22 protein-coding genes and 1 pseudogene are annotated in these 22,183 nt (G+C 53.0%); 11 read left to right on the plus strand and 12 right to left on the minus strand.

The window, feature by feature from the left end:
- Nucleotides 1-37: 37 nt before the first annotated feature.
- Entirely contained in the window at nt 38-1,204 is a 1,167-nt protein-coding gene (locus tag BG842_RS22470; protein WP_069452544.1) for an ISH3 family transposase, read from the minus strand.
- Nucleotides 1,205-1,319: 115 nt separating this feature from the next.
- On the opposite strand from BG842_RS22470, the gene BG842_RS30315 reads away from it, so the two are divergent.
- Complete coding sequence (locus BG842_RS30315) at nt 1,320-2,624, plus strand: hypothetical protein (protein ID WP_217493367.1); 1,305 nt, start codon at nt 1,320-1,322, stop codon at nt 2,622-2,624.
- Nucleotides 2,625-3,004: 380 nt separating this feature from the next.
- On the opposite strand, the gene BG842_RS22480 is transcribed toward BG842_RS30315, so the two are convergent.
- The 5 genes and pseudogenes from BG842_RS22480 to BG842_RS22500 all read right to left on the minus strand — a co-directional run bounded on the left by BG842_RS22480 (nt 3,005) and on the right by BG842_RS22500 (nt 8,040).
- On the minus strand, nt 3,005-4,123 hold the full coding sequence (locus BG842_RS22480) for a mechanosensitive ion channel family protein (RefSeq protein ID WP_069452569.1): 1,119 nt from the start codon (nt 4,121-4,123) through the stop codon (nt 3,005-3,007).
- A 421-nt stretch (nt 4,124-4,544) separates the two neighbouring features.
- On the minus strand, nt 4,545-4,922 hold the full coding sequence (locus tag BG842_RS30320; RefSeq protein WP_069452546.1) for a hypothetical protein: 378 nt from the start codon (nt 4,920-4,922) through the stop codon (nt 4,545-4,547).
- Nucleotides 4,923-5,230: 308 nt separating this feature from the next.
- Nucleotides 5,231-6,466: an FG-GAP repeat protein gene (locus BG842_RS22490; RefSeq protein ID WP_175424257.1), complete on the minus strand. Its 1,236-nt coding sequence runs from the start codon at nt 6,464-6,466 to the stop codon at nt 5,231-5,233.
- A 286-nt stretch (nt 6,467-6,752) separates the two neighbouring features.
- Nucleotides 6,753-6,898, minus strand: a pseudogene (locus BG842_RS29290) (RNA-guided endonuclease TnpB family protein); the annotation flags it as partial.
- Nucleotides 6,899-7,464: 566 nt separating this feature from the next.
- Complete coding sequence (locus BG842_RS22500) at nt 7,465-8,040, minus strand: DoxX family protein (RefSeq protein ID WP_069452549.1); 576 nt, start codon at nt 8,038-8,040, stop codon at nt 7,465-7,467.
- Between the two features lie 1,550 nt (nt 8,041-9,590).
- On the opposite strand from BG842_RS22500, the gene BG842_RS32680 reads away from it, so the two are divergent.
- Nucleotides 9,591-9,731, plus strand: a complete 141-nt coding sequence (locus BG842_RS32680; protein WP_394327496.1) for a SprT-like domain-containing protein — start codon at nt 9,591-9,593, stop codon at nt 9,729-9,731.
- A gap of 388 nt (nt 9,732-10,119) precedes the next feature.
- Nucleotides 10,120-11,286, plus strand: coding sequence for an ISH3 family transposase (locus tag BG842_RS22510; protein ID WP_069452550.1), 1,167 nt, complete (start codon nt 10,120-10,122; stop codon nt 11,284-11,286).
- 360 nt (nt 11,287-11,646) lie between these two features.
- Here the strand turns inward: BG842_RS22510 and BG842_RS22515 are convergent, their stop codons facing one another.
- Nucleotides 11,647-11,970, minus strand: a complete 324-nt coding sequence (locus BG842_RS22515) for a hypothetical protein (protein ID WP_254663400.1) — start codon at nt 11,968-11,970, stop codon at nt 11,647-11,649.
- A gap of 527 nt (nt 11,971-12,497) precedes the next feature.
- On the opposite strand from BG842_RS22515, the gene BG842_RS22520 reads away from it, so the two are divergent.
- Nucleotides 12,498-13,685, plus strand: a complete 1,188-nt coding sequence (locus BG842_RS22520) for a CBS domain-containing protein (protein WP_069452570.1) — start codon at nt 12,498-12,500, stop codon at nt 13,683-13,685.
- Between the two features lie 217 nt (nt 13,686-13,902).
- On the opposite strand, the gene BG842_RS22525 is transcribed toward BG842_RS22520, so the two are convergent.
- The gene (locus tag BG842_RS22525; RefSeq protein ID WP_069452552.1) at nt 13,903-14,331 is read right to left on the minus strand and encodes a hypothetical protein; all 429 of its coding nucleotides are present in this window, start codon (nt 14,329-14,331) and stop codon (nt 13,903-13,905) included.
- Between the two features lie 145 nt (nt 14,332-14,476).
- On the opposite strand from BG842_RS22525, the gene BG842_RS28260 reads away from it, so the two are divergent.
- Complete coding sequence (locus tag BG842_RS28260) at nt 14,477-14,719, plus strand: hypothetical protein (protein WP_083252706.1); 243 nt, start codon at nt 14,477-14,479, stop codon at nt 14,717-14,719.
- Here BG842_RS28260 and BG842_RS22530 read toward each other — a convergent pair.
- The 3 genes from BG842_RS22530 to BG842_RS22540 all read right to left on the minus strand — a co-directional run bounded on the left by BG842_RS22530 (nt 14,689) and on the right by BG842_RS22540 (nt 16,991).
- Nucleotides 14,689-15,993, minus strand: coding sequence for a DNA polymerase domain-containing protein (locus tag BG842_RS22530; protein WP_254663401.1), 1,305 nt, complete (start codon nt 15,991-15,993; stop codon nt 14,689-14,691). The two genes, BG842_RS28260 and BG842_RS22530, sit on opposite strands and share 31 nt — an antisense overlap.
- A gap of 4 nt (nt 15,994-15,997) precedes the next feature.
- Nucleotides 15,998-16,246, minus strand: a complete 249-nt coding sequence (locus BG842_RS22535; RefSeq protein WP_069452553.1) for a hypothetical protein — start codon at nt 16,244-16,246, stop codon at nt 15,998-16,000.
- Nucleotides 16,247-16,763: 517 nt separating this feature from the next.
- Nucleotides 16,764-16,991 (minus strand): hypothetical protein, encoded by a 228-nt coding sequence (locus BG842_RS22540; protein WP_069452554.1) that lies wholly within the window; start codon nt 16,989-16,991, stop codon nt 16,764-16,766.
- Nucleotides 16,992-17,137: 146 nt separating this feature from the next.
- On the opposite strand from BG842_RS22540, the gene BG842_RS22545 reads away from it, so the two are divergent.
- From BG842_RS22545 to BG842_RS22570, 6 genes are all read left to right on the plus strand, one after another.
- The gene (locus BG842_RS22545; protein WP_069452555.1) at nt 17,138-17,557 is read left to right on the plus strand and encodes a hypothetical protein; all 420 of its coding nucleotides are present in this window, start codon (nt 17,138-17,140) and stop codon (nt 17,555-17,557) included.
- A 133-nt stretch (nt 17,558-17,690) separates the two neighbouring features.
- A complete protein-coding gene (locus BG842_RS22550; protein ID WP_069452556.1) occupies nt 17,691-17,921 on the plus strand; it encodes a UPF0175 family protein in 231 nt (76 codons plus the stop codon).
- A complete protein-coding gene (locus BG842_RS22555) occupies nt 17,918-18,448 on the plus strand; it encodes a hypothetical protein (protein ID WP_069452557.1) in 531 nt (176 codons plus the stop codon). Before BG842_RS22550 ends, BG842_RS22555 begins: the two co-directional genes overlap by 4 nt.
- 369 nt (nt 18,449-18,817) lie before the next feature.
- Nucleotides 18,818-20,089, plus strand: a complete 1,272-nt coding sequence (locus BG842_RS22560; protein ID WP_069452558.1) for an orc1/cdc6 family replication initiation protein — start codon at nt 18,818-18,820, stop codon at nt 20,087-20,089.
- 428 nt (nt 20,090-20,517) lie between these two features.
- Complete coding sequence (locus BG842_RS22565) at nt 20,518-21,120, plus strand: helix-turn-helix domain-containing protein (protein WP_069452571.1); 603 nt, start codon at nt 20,518-20,520, stop codon at nt 21,118-21,120.
- Nucleotides 21,121-21,663, plus strand: coding sequence for a hypothetical protein (locus BG842_RS22570; protein ID WP_069452559.1), 543 nt, complete (start codon nt 21,121-21,123; stop codon nt 21,661-21,663).
- A gap of 202 nt (nt 21,664-21,865) precedes the next feature.
- Here BG842_RS22570 and BG842_RS22575 read toward each other — a convergent pair whose 3' ends face one another.
- Entirely contained in the window at nt 21,866-22,174 is a 309-nt protein-coding gene (locus tag BG842_RS22575; RefSeq protein WP_069452560.1) for a hypothetical protein, read from the minus strand.
- Nucleotides 22,175-22,183: the final 9 nt, after the last annotated feature.

Below are 22,183 nucleotides of genomic sequence, written 5' to 3' on the forward strand. Positions count from 1 at the left end.
GTGTCGCCACTCCCGCTAGAGGCTGTCTGGGTGGTGATTACCGGCTAAACCGGTCGTCTGGTGGTCGGTTTTCGGGGACGGCCCGACGCGTCGCGAGGGCCGTCCATGCTGCCCGTTGGACCATGTTGATGAACTCCTTGAACGGCCACCACCAGAGGCGACGCCCGCCTCGGCGGGGCGTCGCCACGAACTCGTAGTGGAGATACCGCCATACGTTCTGCAAGAGTAAGCTCACCACAACGTACAGCAATCTCACCGCCGCATCTCGTGTTGTTGTCGTCGCTATCGCTTGCTCGGACAAGCGATAGCTCGACTCGATACCGAAGCGTTTCGAGTAGTGGTATCGAGCGTCTCGCGGTGTCTCGATGAACGGCGCGTCAGCGGCATAGCCGTGACGCGCCACGCCGTGGTCGTCGTACCGTCCATTCAGGTACGTGCAATCGATGTAGACGGGAAACTCGACGGTCCAGCTGTGACCGTCGAGTTTCCCTGTCAGATCGTGCTCGATGACGCGGCTCCACCCTTTCGAGAGTTCCTGCTGAATCGTCTCACCCCACTGAATGATCGGGACAACGTAGGCGTAGTTGTGCACCTGTAACAGCGTGAGACACTTGCTGTCGTAGAATCCGCGATCAAGGTAGACGGCCTTGACCTCAGTGTCAAGGCCGTCGAGGAGGCCAAGAAACTCTGCGAGGACACTGCTGGCGGTGTCGCCGTCTTCGAGACGGCGCACCGCCAGCGTGTAGCGTTTGTTCTTCACACGTGCGTAGAGTGTCGCGTAGGCGTGGAATGCAGTCGTTCCACGTTTCGCTTGCGAGTGATAGAGGCCGTCCGTATCGTCTTCATCACCGTAGTAGGGTCGCAGGTGGAGGTCTGCTGCGACCTCCACCTGCTCGGGGAGTAATTCGACGATATCTCGCTGGAGGAGGGTGCTAGCGACTCGTTCGAGCCGTTGAGGCTCGAACTTCGTCCGGAGATGATACAGAACCGTGTTTGCAGGCGGTGAGTCTTCGCTTCTCTGACAGAGCGTCGAGACCGAGGTCCCGTCGGTGCAAGCACCAACGAGGACCTCGTAGATGTCTTCAGCATCAAGTTTGGCGTTTTCACCGAGAGTGAGTTCAACTTCCTCGTCAAGGGAGTTGACGAGGAAGTTAAGGAGCTGGTCCTCGTGGATTTCATCGTCTGCTTGCTGGTTTTTGAACACACCTTCTGCAAGCAGACGTCTCAACTAACCGGCTTTGTGATGTACTGAAACTAAGTTTGAGACACGATATCGGCCACTATATTTTTCCCAGCTAGTGAGAGTCTCTAATAAGAAAATGAATTCAAATAATGGGTGGATGACAACCAATTCAGAAAAAGAGGCAGACGATCAAGAGTCTCAAAAGAAAACTATCACAATCAACCGACGTTCAACGCTGCAGGCCATAGGCGCGGGTGGAATCATTCCGTTTTTCTCGATCAAAAGCGCGGAGGCGACATCACATAGCACTGCACCAGCGACGGAATGGAGCCAGCTCTTCGACAAGAACAATGGGAAAGAACGGTTTGATGCACTCGTTCAAGCGCCCGACGGTGGGTTCACCCTCGTCGGGTCGACGGAACAGGTTGGGGCAGCAAGAGACGCTGCTTTGATTGTAAAGACCGACGAAAATGGGATTCAAGAATGGAACCAGACGTTCGGCGGCACCTTTTCTGACGAGCGGTCGTTTGCCGACATAGCCTCAGTTCCCTGTACTGGGTATGCAATCGTTGGCGAACGGACGTATTTTGACGAAGACCCACCATTTCGTGGCGAAGCATCTCCGAGCAATGCCTGGTTTTTACAGACAGATTACTCGGGGACGTCCCAAGTAAACAAAGAATACAACGAGGGAGTACTCTCTATCTCTCCTCATTCGATTGTGAGAGAATCAAATGGAGATTTCACCGTTGCCGGAAGTTTGCTGGATTTGATCGCAGGCGACATTGGTGATTCTGGGTGGCTCCAAAAGATGGACGCCAATGGTGAGCAACTGTGGGAAAAGAACTACTCCGGTCCTGGCAGATTTCAGGAGAGCTACTTTAACGCCCACGTGCAGTCGAGTGACTGTGGCTACGTCATGGCAGGAGAAACCGACTATCCTCCACGGGGATGGCTCCTGAAGACGGACGCTGATGGTACAGAACAATGGCAACAGACGTTTGGAACCGCTACAGAACAGACGTACACCTTCGCGGATCTCGCTCGCTCGACCGACGGCGGCTACGTGCTGGCGGGTACTACCACGCCGTTCTATGGCTACAGTGACGGATGGCTCGTGAAGGTAGACGCCAACGGGAGCAAAGAGTGGGAACACACGATATTTGAATCCGGCGAGACATCATTTTCTTCGATCACTCGAACGACTGACGGCGGGTTCGTCATTGCCGGAACCGTAGACAGACCTGACCGATTCAGCGACGGCTTGGTGGTGAAAACGGACGCTACTGGTACGGTGGAGTGGAAGCAGCGGTTCGGAGCAGAGTGTGAGTTCGCCCAATTGCACGCAATCATCCAGACTCAGGATGGGGGATACGCCGCAGCAGGGATGCGTAGGGTCTGTCCGGGGAGTTGGGACGGCTGGATCCTCAAACTCAAGTGAGACGGCGAACGTAACCATCACATCGTACGTTTTGGCGATGTTCTTTGTATGCTCGACGATATCGAGGTACGTGTCCTTGACCTGCTGACTCTTTGCGTGCTTCTCACGGAAGTTGACAAGCGCAGTATTCTGTTCTGAGTGCTCGATCGTTTCGAAGAGTTGGCGACCTGTATTCACGGTTTACTCGGAATTCGACTGTAGCAGTTTGATCCCACGTTCGACAATTGCCTTGGTGTTAAAGAGACTCGTCTCCGTTTGAAGCGTCCGCATGAGCGATGTTGCATCATCGTTTGATATTATATCTCGATGATATGCAAGTGCAATAACGCCAATTGTGCCGTGAACTTCGATATTCTGGTCTTGAGCGAACTCTCGCGATGTCAATCTTGCTCGGGAATTGTAACCGTTGATTCGCCATCGACCACCCGAAAGCCACCGGCTTCCTCTCGCGCCGACACCTCTTGCTGAGGATATGGAATTTTGATTCCCTCTCGGTCATAGGCGAGTTTGACTGCTCGAACCACAGCGGTCACTGCTCGCCATTTCTTGCGACTACTCGGTTTCTCGATCCAGAACCGCAGTTCAAGAAGGACTGAAGAATCCCCAAATTGTTTTAGAACGACATCTGGACTCGGCACGGTCAAAGTCTCGTCGACACCTTTCATTGCCTCCTTTGCAACTGCCATCGCATGATCGGGGTCGGCTTCATAGTCTACTCCAACTTCAACACCGAGACGTAGTCGTCCCTTTCGTCCGATATTGATGATTGTACTACTACTGACAACGTCGTTTGGGAGCATGATGAATTTCCCCTCGAACGTCTCGATACGAGTCGTAAAAATCGTAATGTCAGTCACGATTCCTTCATGCTCATCGATTTGTACCCAATCACCAATCTCGAACGGCCGAGAAAACATGAGCTGAAAGCCGGCAAGTAGCGACCCGAGTGTTTCATTCGCTGCTAATCCAATCACGGCACCAAGCAGTCCAGCACCCACAAATAGCCCTTGAAGGTTTATCTTCCAGACACTCAATAGTGCAAGAAGACCAACGACATATACACCAATAATAGATAATCGGGAAACAACCTTTCCCTGGTGGCGCGTGATCTCCTCAGTTTGTTGTAAGAGCCGGTCAACAACTCGATCAACCATACCAGCGCTCACGTACGCTGCTGCACACACGCCGAGTGTTAGCACGATCTGAAATCCGGTTCTTCTGACCGCGCCGAGTGCTTTTACACTCTCTCTCGCTTGGTGTGTCTGTTCCCAGATTACGACGTAGAGACTACCACTCACCCCAATGAGAATCAGACTCGCGATGAGTAGACCAACATTTACTAAACGAAATGGATAGTCACGTTTTGCAACCCGTGAGAGTCTCCAAAGGACCCACTCACAGAGGATGAACCCGATACCAACAATGAGTGAGAGGAAATACTGGCCCTCGGTACTCGGAAATTGATTAACGACCCACTGGAGGAGCGATACGAGAATCATCGACATCGCCCCCTCGTGAACTGGTATTGGGAGGTGCTATCAAAGCGGGATATCCAGGTCTGGTGGTGTGGTTGTTGTACGGTGCGTGCCATGCGTCACATTCGAACACAGTGCCGTCACAAGAATATACCGAAGTTATATTCCATCTACAATTAAGATATCCTCAACCCGATGATGAGCAGATAACTGCTGCAATGATCCTAATTACTTATTCGTATTGCAGCCTGCGACACTACAGAATGAACCCACCAGATTTTCACTAATTACAATCGGAGATCACCGACAATTACAGTGGGGAACTCCGACTCGCAAATTGACGTCAGAATATCGTCATCAGTCATCTCTGTACAGAATGTATACCGACCTTTAAGTGGTTGAACAGGAAGGGGAGTTAGGAAACTCCCAGCGGGAGACCACGTTCCTACGGAATGGGCGAGTATGCTAACCGATAGATATCGTGCTCAGGACTCGAACCTCTTGAAGTCGATCCTGGCTGGTTCGCCCTCCACGCGAAGGGCAATTGAGTGAAAGAATCAGTATACTGTAGCCATTTATATTTCCAACTGTTTTGGTTATATCTTCCTATGGATGGCTCAATACCGTTGCTCCTTCTCCAAGTCATCCAATACTGAATGGATTTTCCTTCGATGTCGATGCCCCTGGACTCATCGACGTCACCACCGAGCGCCACGAGAACCCTGCAGACCATCAATACGTGGTCTCCATCAACGACGTGACCGACGACCTGATGGCTTGCACCTGCCCGCACCACGTCCACCGCAACGCCTTCTGCAAACATATGGCTGCCGTCGAAACCGCAACTGACGACGGACGCTCAATGCGTTCCCGTCGGAGGATGACAACGATGCCGAAGACTGCGACTGTGACGGTCTCGGTGGTTTCCCGTGCTGGCCGTGCCTGCGAACAGGACGGAACTGCCGAACGAACCACCGCATCAGCCCTTTGTATCCATGTCGCGCCAATTGAGGTTCTCGTTTATCCATGAGGCGCAGAAAGCGTTGATTCGAGCAGTCGGAAAGTATCGTGACCCACCGAGGTTAGTTACATCCTAGCAGACAGTGTGACCGGTTCGATGAACAGTTTCATCTACAGGTGGAATACATACGCCGCCCCTGAGCTAATCCCGTTCTCGTCATCGTAGGGTGCACCGATGAGTGCGACGTCATCCGATACCGCCACCGAAGCACCGAATAAGTCCCTCGCAGTACTGTCATTCGAGACAAGTTTATTCATCTCGGACCATTGGCTGCCGTCGAACCGGAATACATACACCGCTCCCGAGCCATCTCCGCTGTGGTTACCATAATATGCGCCGATGAGCGCGACGTCATCCGATACCGCCACCGAAGCGCCGAATCTGTCGTCGGCGGTACCGTCGTTGGCAGTGAGCTTTTGTTTCTCAGTCCACTGGCTGCCGTCGAACCGGAATACGTACGCCGACCCTGAGTTAGTCCCGTTGTCGTCGTCTCCGAATGCGCTGATGAACGCAACGTCATCCGATACCGCCACCGAAAAACCGAAGCCGTCGTCGGCAGTACCGTCGTTGGCGGTGAGTTTCTGTTTCTCAGTCCACTGGCTGCCGTCAAACTGGAATACGTATGCTGCCCCCGAGTGATTCCCGGGTGCGCCGATAATAGCCATCTCGCTACTTTTTGCGATAGAGCGACCGAAGTTATCGTCTTCAGTACCGTCGCTGGCGGTGAGCTTCTGCTCCTGTGTCCACTGGCTGCCGTCAAACTGGAATACGTATGCTGCCCCTGAGTGATTCCCGTTATCATCATCCCCGGGTGCACCGATGAGCGCGACGCCATCCGATACCCCCATCGAAGTACTGAACCAGACGTAGGAAGCACCCTCGCAGGGGGTGAGCTTCTGTTCCTGTGTCCACTCGCAGCCATCGAACCGGAATACATACGCCGCCCCCGAGTGACTCCCGTTGTCGTCATCGTTGGGTGCACCGATGAGTGCGACGTCATCCGATACCGCCACCGAAGCGCCGAAGCTGTCGTAGGCGGTACCGTCGTTGGCGGTGAGTTTCTGTTTCTCAGTCCACTGGCTGCCGTCAAACTGGAATACGTACGCCGCCCCGTTGTCGTTATTCCTCTGTGCACCGATAATAGCCGTATTGCCACTTCTTGCGATCGAATGACCGAACCAATCTGGAGATGTACCGTCGCTGGCAGCGAGTTTCTGAAAATACGAGGACTGTTGTGTGTCTTGATGGGAATCAGCACTCGAAGATGTCCATTGATTTGTATCGTTCTCGTGCTGTTCGCCTCTCTGTCCGCGATTGCCGAGCGCGCGTAGACTGACTCCTGGCATAGCGAGGCCGAGTGCGCCACCGGTCAACAGCAGCGACCGTCTCGAGGTTACAGCTCTACGTGTCTCGGTTGTTTTTGGTGATTCGTCAGGTTCGTCCGAAGGGGGCCTGTTCATCGTGATCTCATTCGATGTCCCTCTCCGCAGAACAAATCACTATTGGCGGGATTAATCGGATATAATTCAGAGGTATTAATTTATGATACCCATTAGGAGATTGGCAAACGTGGGAGGTATGTAAAATCCGGGAGCGGAAATTCACACCGTGGCTAACCTTTTCAGTCGGGCGAGGGATGTTGACGTACCACTCGATGGCGTTCTGTGGCTTGTGGTTGTGTTTCAGGACTTCGTTCGTGAATCGAACAGGGTAGTCATTGTGAATCTCTTTGCATCGTAGCTTCTGCCACAGAGTTTCGGAGCGTACTTTTTGAGCGCGAGAGCGGGTGCTGTTGGCAGGTGAGGAGTTGGACGAGTATGATACTGGGTTTTATTGGGCGTTGTTGGTTCGTGCCTGGCTTGTCTTTTCTGCAAACATATGGCCGCCGTCGAAACCGCAACCGAGAACGGAACACTCGACGCCTTCCCGTCGAAGACGAAGACGATGCCGAACCAGACGACTGCGACTGTGAGGACCTCGGTGGCTTCCCGTGTTAGGAATGCGTAAAAACGGATCGACGAGAGATTCCAGAGTAACTCCTCTCTCAGCCCCTCTTCTCTATAGCTCATCAACAAACGCTTCCGTAAATCGCTGATCAGTGTCCACTCATGAAGTGTATCCACACTGTAATCGCTAAGAGTGACAACTGTATCGCGCCAGAGACACCGCCGTCTTTCCCGTCTGGGCGCGTACGTAGTGCAGATGAGAATGTTATGACAAGTACCGTGCCGATTCACTCACTAGAACGAGCGAGACGGCCGAATTTGATGGAGGAAACGAAGGATCAAGAACGAGTGATAGACCGATTCTCACATGAAGGCGGTATGGGGTTGCCTGTCAGAATCTACCCGAGGACGTACTCGAGGATGGGGTAGCGCTCGAGGAGCGCCTGACCGCCAATCTTGTACTGTTCGATGTACGTGTCGAGGCCGAGGATGCGGCCGGCACCGAACGCTGCAACGGCCAGGAACACGAGCATGTACGCGAAGTCGCCGTTGATGACGCCGTGAGCGATGTCCCAGTTCCCGAAGTAGAACATGAGCATCATGAGCGCGCCGAAGAACGCCGCAAGACGGACGAACGCGCCGACGAGCAGTCCAAGACCGATGAACAGTTCGCCCCACGGGACAGCGACGTTCACGAACTCAACGAACCACGGGGTCGAGCCCATCCAGGTGAATATGCCTGCGATCGGGTTGCCGTTGGTCGCGGCGACGTTCGCCAGGTAGCCACCGGCCGAGAACGGTTCGGCAGCGACGATTTTCGTGAATCCGGAGTAGGCGAACGCATAGCCCATCATAAGCCGCAGTGCGAGGACGAACCAGGCAGAGAGGCTGTGAGCACGGGTGCCAACCGTGTAGCCACCGATGGTGCTTTCGAAGGTGTTGCGAGTGTCTGGAGAGATGGTGGATGCAGTCATGGTATCGGAAGAAAAACTTCCTACTATCTAAAACAACGGCGAAGTATATAAGTGTATTTAGATAGGCTGTGTCATGGATTTTCATTGGTTATAGAAATAATATAGCTTCGCTATCGACTCATTTTTGTCTCGGTGAATGGCAACGAGAGTGAAGATACTGAGACACCTATCGACGACGGAAGCGGGCCACCGGAGGACTGTGGCTGCGCTTGCCTCGATGGCTTCCCAGGCTGTCCATCGTGAAAGCGAGCCGGAAGGAACTGCCGAACAAACCTGCGCTTCCGTTTTAATCCATGTCTCGATAATTCTCAGTGTCGCCAATTTATCAGACAAACTCCAATCACAGAGTTATATATTGATATTTATTTCGGTATAAATTAATAATCGTTTTGCATTTTTTAGATGAAAACATATATGGCTGAGTTGCTGGTATCTCATACCAGACTATGGAACTACTTCATCGATTACGTGACGCCTTTACTCCGGAAGAGGCCGCTCAGCAAACGGAAAAGCAAGTCCGAGCAACCGGTGATCTTTTTGAATGTGAAGACTGTGGTACAACGTTCATTTCAAAGCCAACCCAGTGTTCACAGTGCGATCATAACGAGTTTCGGAATCACGGCAGCTGTTAATATTCTGCTCAATCCAGACGTCCTAGACCGAGTTCGCTTTGACATTCTCCCTTCGCTAAAGCGCGAGAATTCACACGAGTTGGGATATTCGGGGTCCCGATTGACAACTCTCCGAGTTTTAATAAAATATTCTTAACACAATTTGGAGCAAGAATTTTTCCCGGGGTGGTGGTCGAATCCACAATTACTATCGTCGACGATTGGCTAGACGTTGATGGGAAACATGGCGAGGTACTGTCTAGTTACGCGATTCTGTTTGAGAGTGGCGTTTCAACGGCTCTAACGAGAGTGGCTACCGAATCTCTTCGTCTCATCATGACTAGGTTTTCGGTGAAGCAATCGAATTCAGTCTTCTCACGGTGCAGTCGATCTAAACATCAAGAATCAGTTACTTGCGAACAGTGCATAAAACTCTGTCAATCGTACCGCTATCGCTTGATTTTCCGTATCTAGACAGTGCCCATGGCGACATTAGACACTATCTTCGACTTATTCAGTAAGAAGCGGCGACAATACGCACTATACTATCTCGATCAACAGAGTGGAACAGTAACGGTTGATGAGGTTGTGGAGTATGTTGCAAATCACGAAACGACGCGACTGATGAAACAATTCCTGACGAGCAGTACGATCGGATCGAACTCTCTCTTCGCCAGGTGCATATCGCAAAAACAACTGAAATTGACTCGATTGAATACGATCGCAATGAAGGAAAAATTACCATTCAGGGGACGCCAACCGAATTTGACGCAATTGTGACCGTCGCGAAGGTCCTCGAACACGCCGATTGAGCCGAATAGGTAGCCGACCGATGGTCATCGTCGACGACTCTCCCAGCAGAATACTTTCGAGATCTAGCAGTCGAAGTGCGCCCAGTGATGGGTAGGCGTCACGAAGTACGACCCGACAACAGAGGCAATCACGATTGCGCTGACCTGGACGGCTTACCAACAACACGGCTGGGAGCAATTCAGTGCGACCGTCCGGCACGAACTGATTCACGCATGGCAGTATCACGAGTTCGGTGACGCAGATCACGGGCGAACGTTCGCCCGCTAGACGGATTGTCTCGACACTTCGCAGCACTGCGAACGCTTCACCGCACCCAAATGGTGGCTCGTCTGTGAGGACTGTGGCGGTCGGATTTCCCGGTATCGACGCTCGAAAACCGTCCGCAACCCAGAACAGGACAGCTGTAGTGAGTGTGGCGGTGCAATTCGCGTCGAAGAGGGCGATTGTCACTGACTTCCGTTTAAGTAATTCTCGCGATAAGGAGTAGATACGAGGAAGATTTTCGCGGCCCACTGTTTTCTGCATGAGTCATTTCTATCGCTCCTACATCACATAAGAGCCTGCGCTGGTTAGTAGTTCATACTAAATCATTTTCAGAAGCGAAAAATCAGTACATCACAAAGCCGGTTAGTTGAGACGTCTGCTTGCAGAAGGTGTGTCTAAAACCAAGCAAGCAGACAATGAAATCCACGAGGACCAGGTCCTTAACTTCCTCGTCAACTCTCTTGACGAGGAAGTTGCTCTCTCCTTCGCTGAAAACGCCAAACTCGACGCTGAAGGCATTTACGAGGTCCTCGTCGGCGCGTGCGCCGACGGGACCTCGGTCTCTACGCTCTGTGAGAACAGCAAAGATGCGCCTCACGAAAATTCAGTTCTCTACCATCTTCGCACCAAGTTCGACCTTGAGACGCTCGAACAAGTTGGCAACATACTCCTCCAGAAGGACGTTCTCGATGTACTCCCCGAGCAGGTGGAGGTCGTCGCTGACCTCCACCTGCGGCCCTATTATGGCGACGAAGACGACACGGACGGTCTCTATCACTCGCAAGCGAAGCGTGGAACCACCGCGTTCCACGCCTACGCCACACTCTACGCGCGTGTGAAGAACAAACGCTACACACTGGCGGTGCGCCGTCTTACCGACGGCGACACCGCCAGCGGCGTCCTCGCAGAGTTTCTTGGCATCCTTGACGGCCTTGACCTCGGTGTCAAGGCCGTCTACCTTGACCGCGAATTCTACGATAGTAAGTGTTTGACGCTGCTTCAGGCACACAACCACGCCTACGTTATGCCGATCGTCCGTTGGGGACGGACGATCAAGCAAGAACTCTCGGAAGGCTGGAGTCGCGTGATTCAACACAGTCTGACGGCGAAACTCGACGGTCACAGCTGGACCGTCGAGTTTCCCGTCTACATCGACTGCACCTACCAGAACGGGCGGTACGATGAACACGGGGTGGCGCGTCACGGCTACGCCGCTGACGCGCCGTTCATCGACACGCCACGAGACGCTCGATACCACTACGCGAAACGCTTCGGTATCGAGGCCAGCTATCGACTCTCCGAGCAAAGTATTGCGACGACCTCAACACAGAATCCGGTCGTACGGCTGTTGTACGTGGTGGTGAGCTTGCTGTTACAGAACGTCTGGCGGTTTCTACATTGGGAGTACGTGGCGACGCCCCGCCGTGGGGGGCGTCGCCTCTGGCAATGGTCGTTCAAGGAGTTCATCAACATGGTCCGACGGGCAGCGTGGACGGCCCTCGCGACGCGTCGGGCCGTCCCCGCGAACCGGCCACCGGACGACCGGTTTACCCGGTAACTTTCGGTCGGGCTAGCCTGCGGTATGAGTGGCGACGCTGTCGCGTCGGCGGCAGACCGCCGCCGACAGCGACGGCTCGCCTTCGATTCGTCCATGCTTCTCTCGTCGAGACCGTCAGAGCAACCGCTCCGACACAGAACTCAGGCTTCAGAAACAGTTGGCCGAGGATGCTTTGTGAGGTACTGAGATTGGGTAAACAACCCGGAGAAGGCACAAGCCCAGATCGAGTCGATTACTCGGGAAACGACCGGCACCGAAGAAGCACCAATCGAGGGGCTTACGACGCCCGCAGACGACGACGACTAACGAGCCAGGTAAAGCAGGAACGAGACACTCGTTCCCAGCCAAGAAATTTCGTATTTATACGAACGACGCCAAACTCGACTCAGTATATCGCCCTAACTCCTCCTCAATATCCGATTCGCGCCACCCCAGCGGTGACAATACACTCGCTGCCGCACGAACCAACAACTCCCGATAGAACCCGGTATCATACTCGTCTAACTCCTCACTCGCCAACATCACCCGTTCACGCGATTTCTTCGCATTATCAACCACCACATACGACACGCTCTGGCCAGGCGCACGCCCCAACCCCAAATCCGACGCCCGCTCCAGCGCCGCCACACTCCGGGTCGACTGCGTGTAGTCCTCCTTCTTCTTCGATACCCGATTCGTGATCACCAACTCACTCGGATCGACAGCTCCCCGCTCAAGCCGATCAACCCACGACCGCAGTTCCTCACAAACCTCCTCTGGATCTCGATACGCATCCACCGCTCGAATCAACGCTTTCGGCGCATCGTCAATATACGACGGCGTACTTCGAGTCGATGTTTGACAGTCTCCGTGAGATCCATACACATACTCAGCGCCGAACGTCCATAGTCATTTTCTGCGTCAAAATCTGTAGACTTTCCCCTCCCATCGTCGATATCGAATCCAACGAATTCCGGACCATCTCAGTTTCAAGAGAAAATAGTCATTGAGACGAGCGCCCTCAATGGATGAACGATGAGAGGGAAAAGGAATGTTCATCTGATGACGATGATCATTGGTAACGACAGGTGCGACGCATGATTGTGCTCTCGGGTGGCATGGCAGGGATTGTCAGCATGCCAGAATTTGTACTGCTACAAATCAGCGGCATCGTGTCACCAAAAGATGAGGCAAGCATAACCGTCCACGTTCCCTTTAGTAACGAGTACACAATGGATATCTCTGAGATAGTTTCAACACAGTTTACCGAGTTCGACATCGGGGCACCCCTTTCGAAGGTCGCCGGTGCGTTCGAGAATCAGGAACTCGACGCCGTCGTCGTTACGGACGGTGACGAGTATCGTGGCGTCGTCAGCCGCCGACAACTGGCCTCGTCGTCCAATCAACCCTCGGCGAAGGTTGGCTCACGGGTGCAACACGTCCCAACCGTCGACCGAACCGAAGATATCCGTGAGGTCGCACGACTTATGATAGGGAGTAACGCCAAGACGCTTCCAGTGCTGGACAAAGACCGCGTCTTTGGTGTGGTGACTGCAGATGCTGTCTTGGAGGCTGTGAGTCCGTTTCTCGACGCGGTGACTGTTGACGATGCGTACACAACAAAGCTCATCAGTGTCTCCCCAACGACTACGATGGGAAAAGCCCTCAACACGCTTCGGGAAGCACGTATCGCACACCTCCCAGTCATCGACAATGACGAACTCGTCGGCATACTGAGTCTATATGATGTCATCGAGTTCACGACACGCGGCGGGAACAAGAGCCAGGGTGGTTCATCAGACGAGTTTAGTGGCCGTGGCGGGTTCGGTGAACGTGACGGTACTTCCGACCGGATGCTCGATCTACCGGTGCGGAACCTGATGTCCGATGCAGCTGCGACGGTTCAGCGAGACACACCGCTTGATGCGGTAGTCGAAACGATGTTCGATCAGGAGATCTCCTCACTTGTCGTCACGGCTAACCAGACGGACGAACCGGTCGGAATCATCACAAAGACAGACGTCATCGAGGCGCTCACCTGGGAACGAGAAGAGCGGCGTCCCGTGCAGGTGTTCGGTCTCGAGTTGCTCGATGAAATGGACTACGACGACGTTTCCGCGTTGATCGACAGCGTGACCTCGAAGTATGGTGAGATGAACGTAATCAAGGCCAGTATCGAACTGCACGAGCACAAAGAAAAAAGCCGAGGAGTGCCACTGGTGCTTGCACGGATTCGGCTCGTCACCGACCGTGGTTACTTCACGGCCGACGGAGAGGGCTACGGGGCCACCCACGCACTTCGTCTCGCCGCGAACGCGGTTGAACGCCAACTCCTCAAAGGCAAGACCTACGGCCAATCGAAGAAGCATCCGGACACCGAGGAGCAAGAGCAACTGTACGGCTGGTGGCTCGGCGCGTAACGTTCTCGACTTCCAGTACACGGAAGCAAACCGCTCCGAGGGGGATAATTCGCTTGCTAACAAACAGGAGTGAATCTGGTGACCAGTTCCTCTGAAGGACAAGTGGTGTCGTACTGATTGCCGTCGTTTCTCGTCTCGTTTGTGGCGGCGTTGGTGGGAAGGCCATTCCAGTTGTCGATGAGCTACAGAAATCCAGGAAACGGAATTGAACACAGAGCTAGCCCTGCGTTTGGCGGATAAACTCGTCGAGCCGTTCTTCGATGAGTGTCGCAACGCGTTCGCTATATTGCCAGAGTGCTGCGTTGAATTTCTCCTCGGTCTCGTCATCGATACCATCGTCCCCCTGAAGCACGGAATCTTTGGTAATTTGGGGATGGTACACACAGACAATTCCGACCGAGTTGTCCGAACTTGTGGTCCCCGCTGTGTGGATTCCGTACTGATCGGTGCCCCATACGCCATCGCCACCGTGCCGTTCCATTACGGAATCGAGCGCATCGAGTCGTTGCAACTCTTCGGGAGTAAGGAGTGGAGCATCGCCTTCGAACAAGTCACTGTATGCTTGTGTCCGGGCACTGTTCGTCCATTGTTCCAATTGGGTGCGTGCTCTCAGTACAAGCTGTCTCTCGTCTGGGAATTCGGCCATGCGATCTAGAGGAGTGGGACACCAATCAACGTTTGTACAACATTTCCGATGTCTCGATCCTCCGAGCAAGCGGTACTCAGGGAGGGCTTTCCTTGTCAACGGGTGTAGGGTCTGGGTTTTTCCCATTGGAGCATCAACTAGTTACATGTCCCATTACGAGGCCGTTTTCGAAATCGAATCAAAATCCGATGCAGAAGCGATCAGACTCCTTGTGGAACGGGCTTATGACGCGTTACGGGAAGAAACACGAGAAATAGATGGAGACGAAGCCAGTCCGAGCGAGATGCTCGAACAGTTCGAGGCCATTCGCAACGCAGCCAGACATCCCACTCCAGGTACACTGACTATCCACTACGATCAACACGACGAAGCGTTCGAGAAGCCCTGATAGCCGAAACAGGACACCAAAATCCACTTGATTACGCTCGATTGGCCTTCCAACTCATCGCGACGCTCTTCATCGTCAGTCTCGCGAATCTCGGCTTTGATCGCATCCCAATCTTCGATCAACGGCTCAAGCACGTCCGGAAGATAGCCACGCTCGTCACAAATCGAATACCCGATGCCCGGCACATCCTCCCGACCGGCATGACATTCACAGCGGATCTTCTCGGGACTCACGTTCCGCGTGACGATGATATTCGGATACAACGAGGAGAAGTCGAGTTCGTGAACGTCCTCGTGTAGGCCGACGTCCGGCGCAAAGGTGAACCCACCTCGGTCGGCGTCGTGCAGCTGGCGCATCGTTTTGAACTTCTCGTGACGCCACGACCGCCACGGGACAAGGACATCTCGCTCCCGTGCTTCCTGAATCTGAATCCCAGTTAGAATATTCCCGATCGACGACCACGCCAACTCTTGCAGTGGCTTGCCCGACTGCTCAACGAGATACAGACAGCCATCGAGATTCGTCTGATTCCACATGAACGTATTCGAGCTATCGATGATAACTCGCCCAGGAAGATTGTAGCGTGCCGGTGAGTGCCCGACTTGGCCGTAGCTTTCGTAGGTTGACTCACCCGCCAATTGCTGCCACCCAGGTCGTCGGCCGAGTTGGAACTCCACATCAAGCCGATCAGCCTGCTGGAACAGAACTGGAATGAGGTCGCTGGTATTCAGGAAGAGTACATCCGGATCAACCGACTCAACACGTGCCGACAGGGTGGTTAACACGTCTTCCCCACTCCCAGTCACTGTCTCATCGTCGATCGTGAGTTCGGTAACCCTCTCACTTGCGAATTCTGTCTCCGAGACGGCTATCTGCATTTGTGAGAGTTCGTAGTTCGGCAGCGGATCAATCCCCTCTTCCAGACAGTAGCGGAACTCCCGCGAAAAATCGACGTTGTAACAGCGATACTCACCGGGAGAACCCCACTTGCTCACCATTCGTGCCACCGAGTTGACCGCCTTGAGGTCGATAACGTCCACCCGAAGTACTTGCTCGAGGTCGTGGCGAAAACTCACGCGTTCATCAACCACAGCAACCCGAGCAACAGCAGGATGGTCACGAAGTGCAGCACGTGCCATCGAAAATTCACCGTCACCATGCACCGACACGTAGACCGTCGGCGTATACGACCCATCGACTTCACACTCTACCCCCGTCTCGGTCACCGACCAGGTAAGCACGTCGCCGTCGACGTAGTCGATTTTGTACACCATCGCCTCATCCTCGATCGTTCAAGTCGTCTTCTACGTGGTCAAGCCGATCCACTAAGTCGTCGAGTTGTCGCTGCTGTTCGAGCAACATCGAGATGAGAATCGGCGTCTCGACGAACAGGGGTTTGTGAACAGTGCTAGGATCGGTATGCAGCCGTGCGTACTCCAAGAGTCGATCAAAGACCGCTTGATCTGTCGGTCGAAGTGCTCGGCGATACTCGTCCCATCCCGCCGTGATTTGGCTGGTCTGGCTCATTGCAGGTAAACACGACTACCGAGATACCCTTAGGCAAGCCAGGGTCGCTTCCGAATATTCCAATAGATGAAATGTCGATGGAAATCAGTTGATTACTGGTCGTGCTGGCCACCCACTATGAAGTAAGACTCGAGGTTCGCTATCGTCAGTTTGGAGCGAATCAGTACGTCTCTCTCCAGAACGTTCTCACCAAGATGAGTCTCAATCTGATCTCGAAGTACCGGTCGTCAGTGGCCCTGTTGAATCGTTTCCAATTGGATTTTCCGAAAACATAGCCTCCACCAATGCTCATTGGGAAAAGGTAAGGAAAGCCGTAGGCAGGGCTCTCACAACCAGCCAGACCGTCAGCGCCGCATGATGGCGTCGGGAAATTGTCTTGACCAGTTGTGAGAGCGCAGTTAGAGCATCGGACGGAGGCATAAAACGCGTTCCGATAACACAAATATTGATTGTAGTAACCCACTTACGCAATCGACGGTATCAGTCAGCATGCTCCGATACTTGCTCAATTTTGTAGTCAATAATCAGTCAACCGGAGCTTCCCTTCGACCTCATAGAGATGGCCTTTCATGTAGAGCCGTTCGATGATATCCTCGGCAGCAGGGCGCTCAAGATCCTCTTCGTCGTTGAGAATTGCATACGCTTGCTCGTACGTGAGCTCTCCCGCATCCGGGAGTACAGTCGCGAGCGCGTCGAGCGCATCCTGCGCGAGTGGGGTGAGTGGCGACGTCCCATTCGAACTCATTGCTATCTCTGGATTTGAGAGCTGTACAGGTAAGTACACGGGATACCGCTAGGAAGGATGGCTGCCCCCACTTCTCACGGTCAACTTCGAACCGAGCGCATTGCCAAGGCGAATCTTCTTGGGTTAGTATGCTATACTAACCACTAATGCCCAACAAGATCAAACGGTCCGGCGATGGCCTCGCTCTCCAAGTCACAAAGCCTGCCCGAGCCGCCGGACTCGTTGAAGAGACTGACGACGAACCCACTCGTCTTGCTAACATTCGCGTGTTCGCATTCGACGGTCTCCTCCTCGTCGTCGACCTCGACCGCATCACCGACGAGAACACCGTCGAGCTGGCGACCTCGGCCGCGCTCGACACGGTCTCGATCCACCGCGTTACAAACGCTTCACTCCATATCGCAGGGAATGGCTATCAAGTCCAACTGCCGGGTGCTGCAGATGCAGGATTCAACGTCGGTGATAGAGCGCCCTGCACATCAGCGCCGAATCTGCTCGTGATTGCAGCCGAAGGATCTGAACGAGTAGCGGCAGATATCGTGACGATTCGGCGTGAACAAGCCTGAAACCAGTAAGACTACGCGGTGCACCGTTCGTCCAAATCCGAATAACCCACTTCTCGCGTATAAGCGAATACCGAAGTCAAGACAGCCGGAGACACATTAATAGGTCAGCCACTCATTTGTTCAAATAGAATCTATGGCTACCGACCGCCGCAGCAACACCGTGCAAAATAAAGAGGAGCTCGCGACGACGATCGGGCTTTACGTCCTTGGTGAAATCTCACTCGGGAAAGCCGCAGAGCGCACTGGTGTTACTCGCTGGGAGATGGAGGAAATCCTCCAGGATGCAGGCGTTGAGCTTCGCCTCGGTCCGCAAACCAAAGACGATCTTGAAGACGAAGTCGACGTTGCACTTGATATTGAATGAGCAAGCCATTCTCTCGCCCTCTTTTCCTTGATGCAACAGTTCTGAGTAACTACGCGAGCACCGACTCTGTCGATTGGCTTGTTTCGACGTTTGATGGTCTCCAAACCGTCCCTGCCGTCAAGGGTGAAATGTCACAGGGATACGACGCAGGGTATACGTATCTGAAAAATGCGGTCGACGTGCTTGAGGCGGGTGAGATCGAAATCAAGGAAAGCGCAGCCACAGAGCTTCAAGAGGAGTATCCAGAAATCCAGCAGCGGCTCGATCTCGGCGAAGCGGAGGCGCTTGTGGGTGCTCACATGACTGGTGGAACACTCGCCACAGATGATGCACAAGGGCGTTCACTCGCTTCGTCGTACGACGTTCCCGTGACTGGGTCAATAGGGCTTCTTGTCCGAGGAGTCGTCGAGGGGCAACTAACTGTCGAGACAGCAGATGAGTGGTTAACAACGTGGGTTGAACAGCGAAACTACTTTTCACCGGTTGAAAGCGTGACTGCGGTGCTTCCGGACGAACTTGAAGAATGAGGGGACACCCCCCACCGTGTCCGCATAATTTGGTCCAACGAATGGTTGGTCGCTTGGTCCCCACCCCCCACCATGTCCGCATAATCTAACCGCGATAGCGTCAGACGTTCCCACTTACACCGGTTTCTCACTAGAACTCATTCAATTCTACTTTGAGCTTTCGCTAGTACGGATTTGGTTGAACGACTACTATCTTAGTTCTTTGCCTATTCTAGTACTCTTGCCGACTCCAGTTGAAGGGGTGGTTCTCTCACGAGGGAATTTATCCGGACGTGGTGGGGGCGGGGGTATATAGAGAACCGAGTATGCGGACACACCAGACGCTCCGGACACGGGGTTTATGTCCCTCGTGATATTGGTTTGATTAGCATGTCGGGTGATGGAACTGATTCCGGAAACCCTTACGAAACTCTTGACGGCAATCCGTACGGTGCATCTGTCGAGATTTTCGCGGATGAAAGTGTTCTCAAAGAGGATTGGCAACCCGAGAAACTTCCCGAGCGGGAAGGTGAACTCGAGGAAATCAGGAACGCTCTCGCTCCTGCAACGAGAGGGGTTAACGCTCACAACCTGTTCCTGTATGGAAAAACTGGTCAAGGAAAGACCGTCGCTATCGATCACGAGATCAATCTGCTTCAAGAGTACGCTGAGAACCAAGATGATCTCAACCTAAGCGTTACCAAGACCAGCGCGAACAACCAAACAACGAGTTACCAACTCTGTGCTCATCTCATTAAGGAAATCCGCGGTGGTACGAAGAAACCGAGTGGCATCGACCAGCAGTCGATGTTTGATCTCCTGTACGATGAAATCAGTGAACTCGAGGATACTGTCATCATTGTTATCGATGAGATCGATACAATCGGCAGTAACGACGAACTCCTTTACGAGCTCCCGAGAGCACGAAAAAACGGGCATATCGAAGATCAATGGGTTAGCGTCATCGGCATTAGCAACAATCTCCAATTCCGTGATAACCTGTCGCCAAAGGTCAAGGATTCGCTGTACGACTCGGAGATTGAATTCGCTCCATATGATGCAACCCAGCTAACCTCGATTCTTGAGCGCCGTGCAGATCGAGCATTCGTCGAAGGTGTGCTTGATGGAGAGGTCATTCCACTCTGTTCAGCGTTTGCTGCTCAAGACGAGGGGAGTGCCCGCCAAGCCATTCGTCTTCTGTATAAATCGGGCGAATTAGCCCTCAACCACGACGATGAACTGGTCTGTGAATCACACGTGCGCGAGGCTAGAGACATTCTCGAACGCAAACGCATCGAGGAAGGGATGCGGAGTTTGACGACGCAGGATCAGTTCGCGCTCTTATCGGTGGTTTCGCTTGCAATCGAGGAAGCGACTCCTGCTCGAACTCGACAAGTGTACCAGAAGTACAAATCGATTGTTGACCGTCTTGATGGGAACCAGCTTGTCGAACGTCGTGTGCGTGACCATCTCCAAAGTCTCGGGATGCAAGGATTCCTTCTTGCAACAACCCGAAATACCGGGATTCAAGGTGGGTCACACTACCGATTCGAGTTGAAAACGGATCTGGAAGCAACACTCGACATCCTAGCCGAGGACAATCGTATTGATTCCGTCGTCGAAGACCTGGTCAGCGTTGCGACAGCGAAAAATCTGGTCTAGTATACTCTCGTCGTTTCGTAGTCGATTTTCGAGCCCAGACGATATCGCGTCGGTAATTTAGACCAGATGGCACTAATGGCCGTGTTTAATCTTAATCTTAAGATTAATGGTGTGGGTGCTCCCCGATTTCTTGCTCAGATATCGCTCGTTCTGAACTCTACTGGATATCTACGTTGCTCCAAATTTCTAACGCTGATTCAGAGTCAAAGCCATTGAATTAAACTTAAACTTAACCTTAAGATTAGCATCATATGTCGACTTCTCGTATAGCAGGTTTACTCCCCGTTCTTTTCAGTGGATTACCCCCCACCGAGTCCGCATAAATTCGAGACCAGGCGAGTCATCGAAGCCATGATTTCCGTGGTGCCTGAGGTTCCCATGTTCGATGCTGCGACAGAACTATACGCTTTCCGCGGAAAGTGGAAAGTATGGCGGCAACGAAACGCGATACTCATCCGATCGACACGATGCTCGCGATTTCGGATGTGCTCACCCATCCGCGACTAGCCCAGCTATACACGCGTGTCCGGGAGCGTGATACCGCGACTGTCGATGAACTTGCAGCCGGTCTCGACAGCTCGTCGACGACGATCTATGAGGATGTGAACCAACTCACTGACATGGGTCTGCTCGAACGAGTGACTGAGACGCAGCCCCATCGATATCGAGCGCCACATCTCTCGATCACTGTTGAGACTGACGAGGGCTCTTACGAGATCACTCCGACTTTGATCGCCGCTCTCGCCCGAAGCGCGGATAATCAAAATCTCGAGCTCTATCGTGATCGTCATGGAACCGCAGGACTCGCAATCGCGACTGAGTATGCACGTGCATACGTCAAAGGCAAGATGACGTCGCGAATCATGGCTCGTGAGTTGGATCTTTCCGTGCTTGAGGCCGAGACCATCCTCCAAGAACTCCGTGAGATTATTATAGATGTAGAGCCGGACGCCCAGGACGATCTTGATCTCGATGCAATCGATGCACAGGTGGATCTTGATGATGAGGATCTCTCAGAACACTCCGAGTAAATGCCTCTCTCAATTATTCCGGATACCGAAACTCATATCGCCGATACCAATCTCTTCATCGCCTTCGGTCGCCCCGAGTCTGGCCGATTCGCGCTTCTAGAGCGTATTGCCCAAGAACACGATATCGTGTTCACAATCCCACAACGAGTGTGCGAGGAGCTAGGTGGTGGGCCAGATGGATACACTACCGCAGAAGAGCCGATTGATCTAGCACTGGATCGTGGTTGGGCCAAGTTTGCAGATGAGCTTGCGTATGCGAATCCAATTGTCTCGAGTACGATGGATATCGTGCAGCGCCTTATCGCCACTGCAACGGAACAGGATGCCGATATGGTCGAAAAGGCTGACTCTGCAATCGGCGGCGTCGCAGCACAGCTACTCGATCAAAATAAAGCGGAGTCGGTTACTGTCTACACTGCCGACAAAGCTGCTCGTCGTGGAATCGAAGTGGCACTCACAAAGCACGGATATGGCGATCGAATCAAGACCGTCGATACATTCGCGCTTCAGCGTGAAGCACGTGAGAAATACGAATCTCCATGACGATTCATCTTTGAACAATCTCCTTTTCACCCATCTCTCGATCTTAGAGCTAATATTAAGATTAATTCAGCTGGCTAATCAGTGCTCTCTCTTTGAGATGGCTAATTTTCTCTGACTGCTCCTCTCGCGCCACATTCCAGTGACCAAACTTCCCCCCAACGGCGATGAATAGCGAGGGTTAAGGTTAGAATTAATCTTAAGGTTAATATTCCCTATCGATTTCCCACTTCCGCATCGCGCGTTCGAATGTTTCCGGATGGCGGCGAGCTAGTTTCTTCAGATGTTCGCGGAATGACTCAGCCACATTGAATTCGATATTGTCGTCGCTCTGGAGTTCTTTATAGAATCGATGCATCGGTTCGTCGACCGAGAATCCAACAGTCTGTTCTTTCGGCCCCTCTCCGAGTTTGCTCAGATACTCGTCGGCATCGAATTCGTTTTTCGACGTCTCCTCGTCTGTCTTTGTTTCCGATTCTGCTGCATCCATTGCATCGTTCAGTGGATTACTCATTGTTAATCT

The organism is Haladaptatus sp. W1 (assembly GCF_001723155.1).
GTDB classification, from domain to species: domain Archaea; phylum Halobacteriota; class Halobacteria; order Halobacteriales; family Haladaptataceae; genus Haladaptatus; species Haladaptatus paucihalophilus.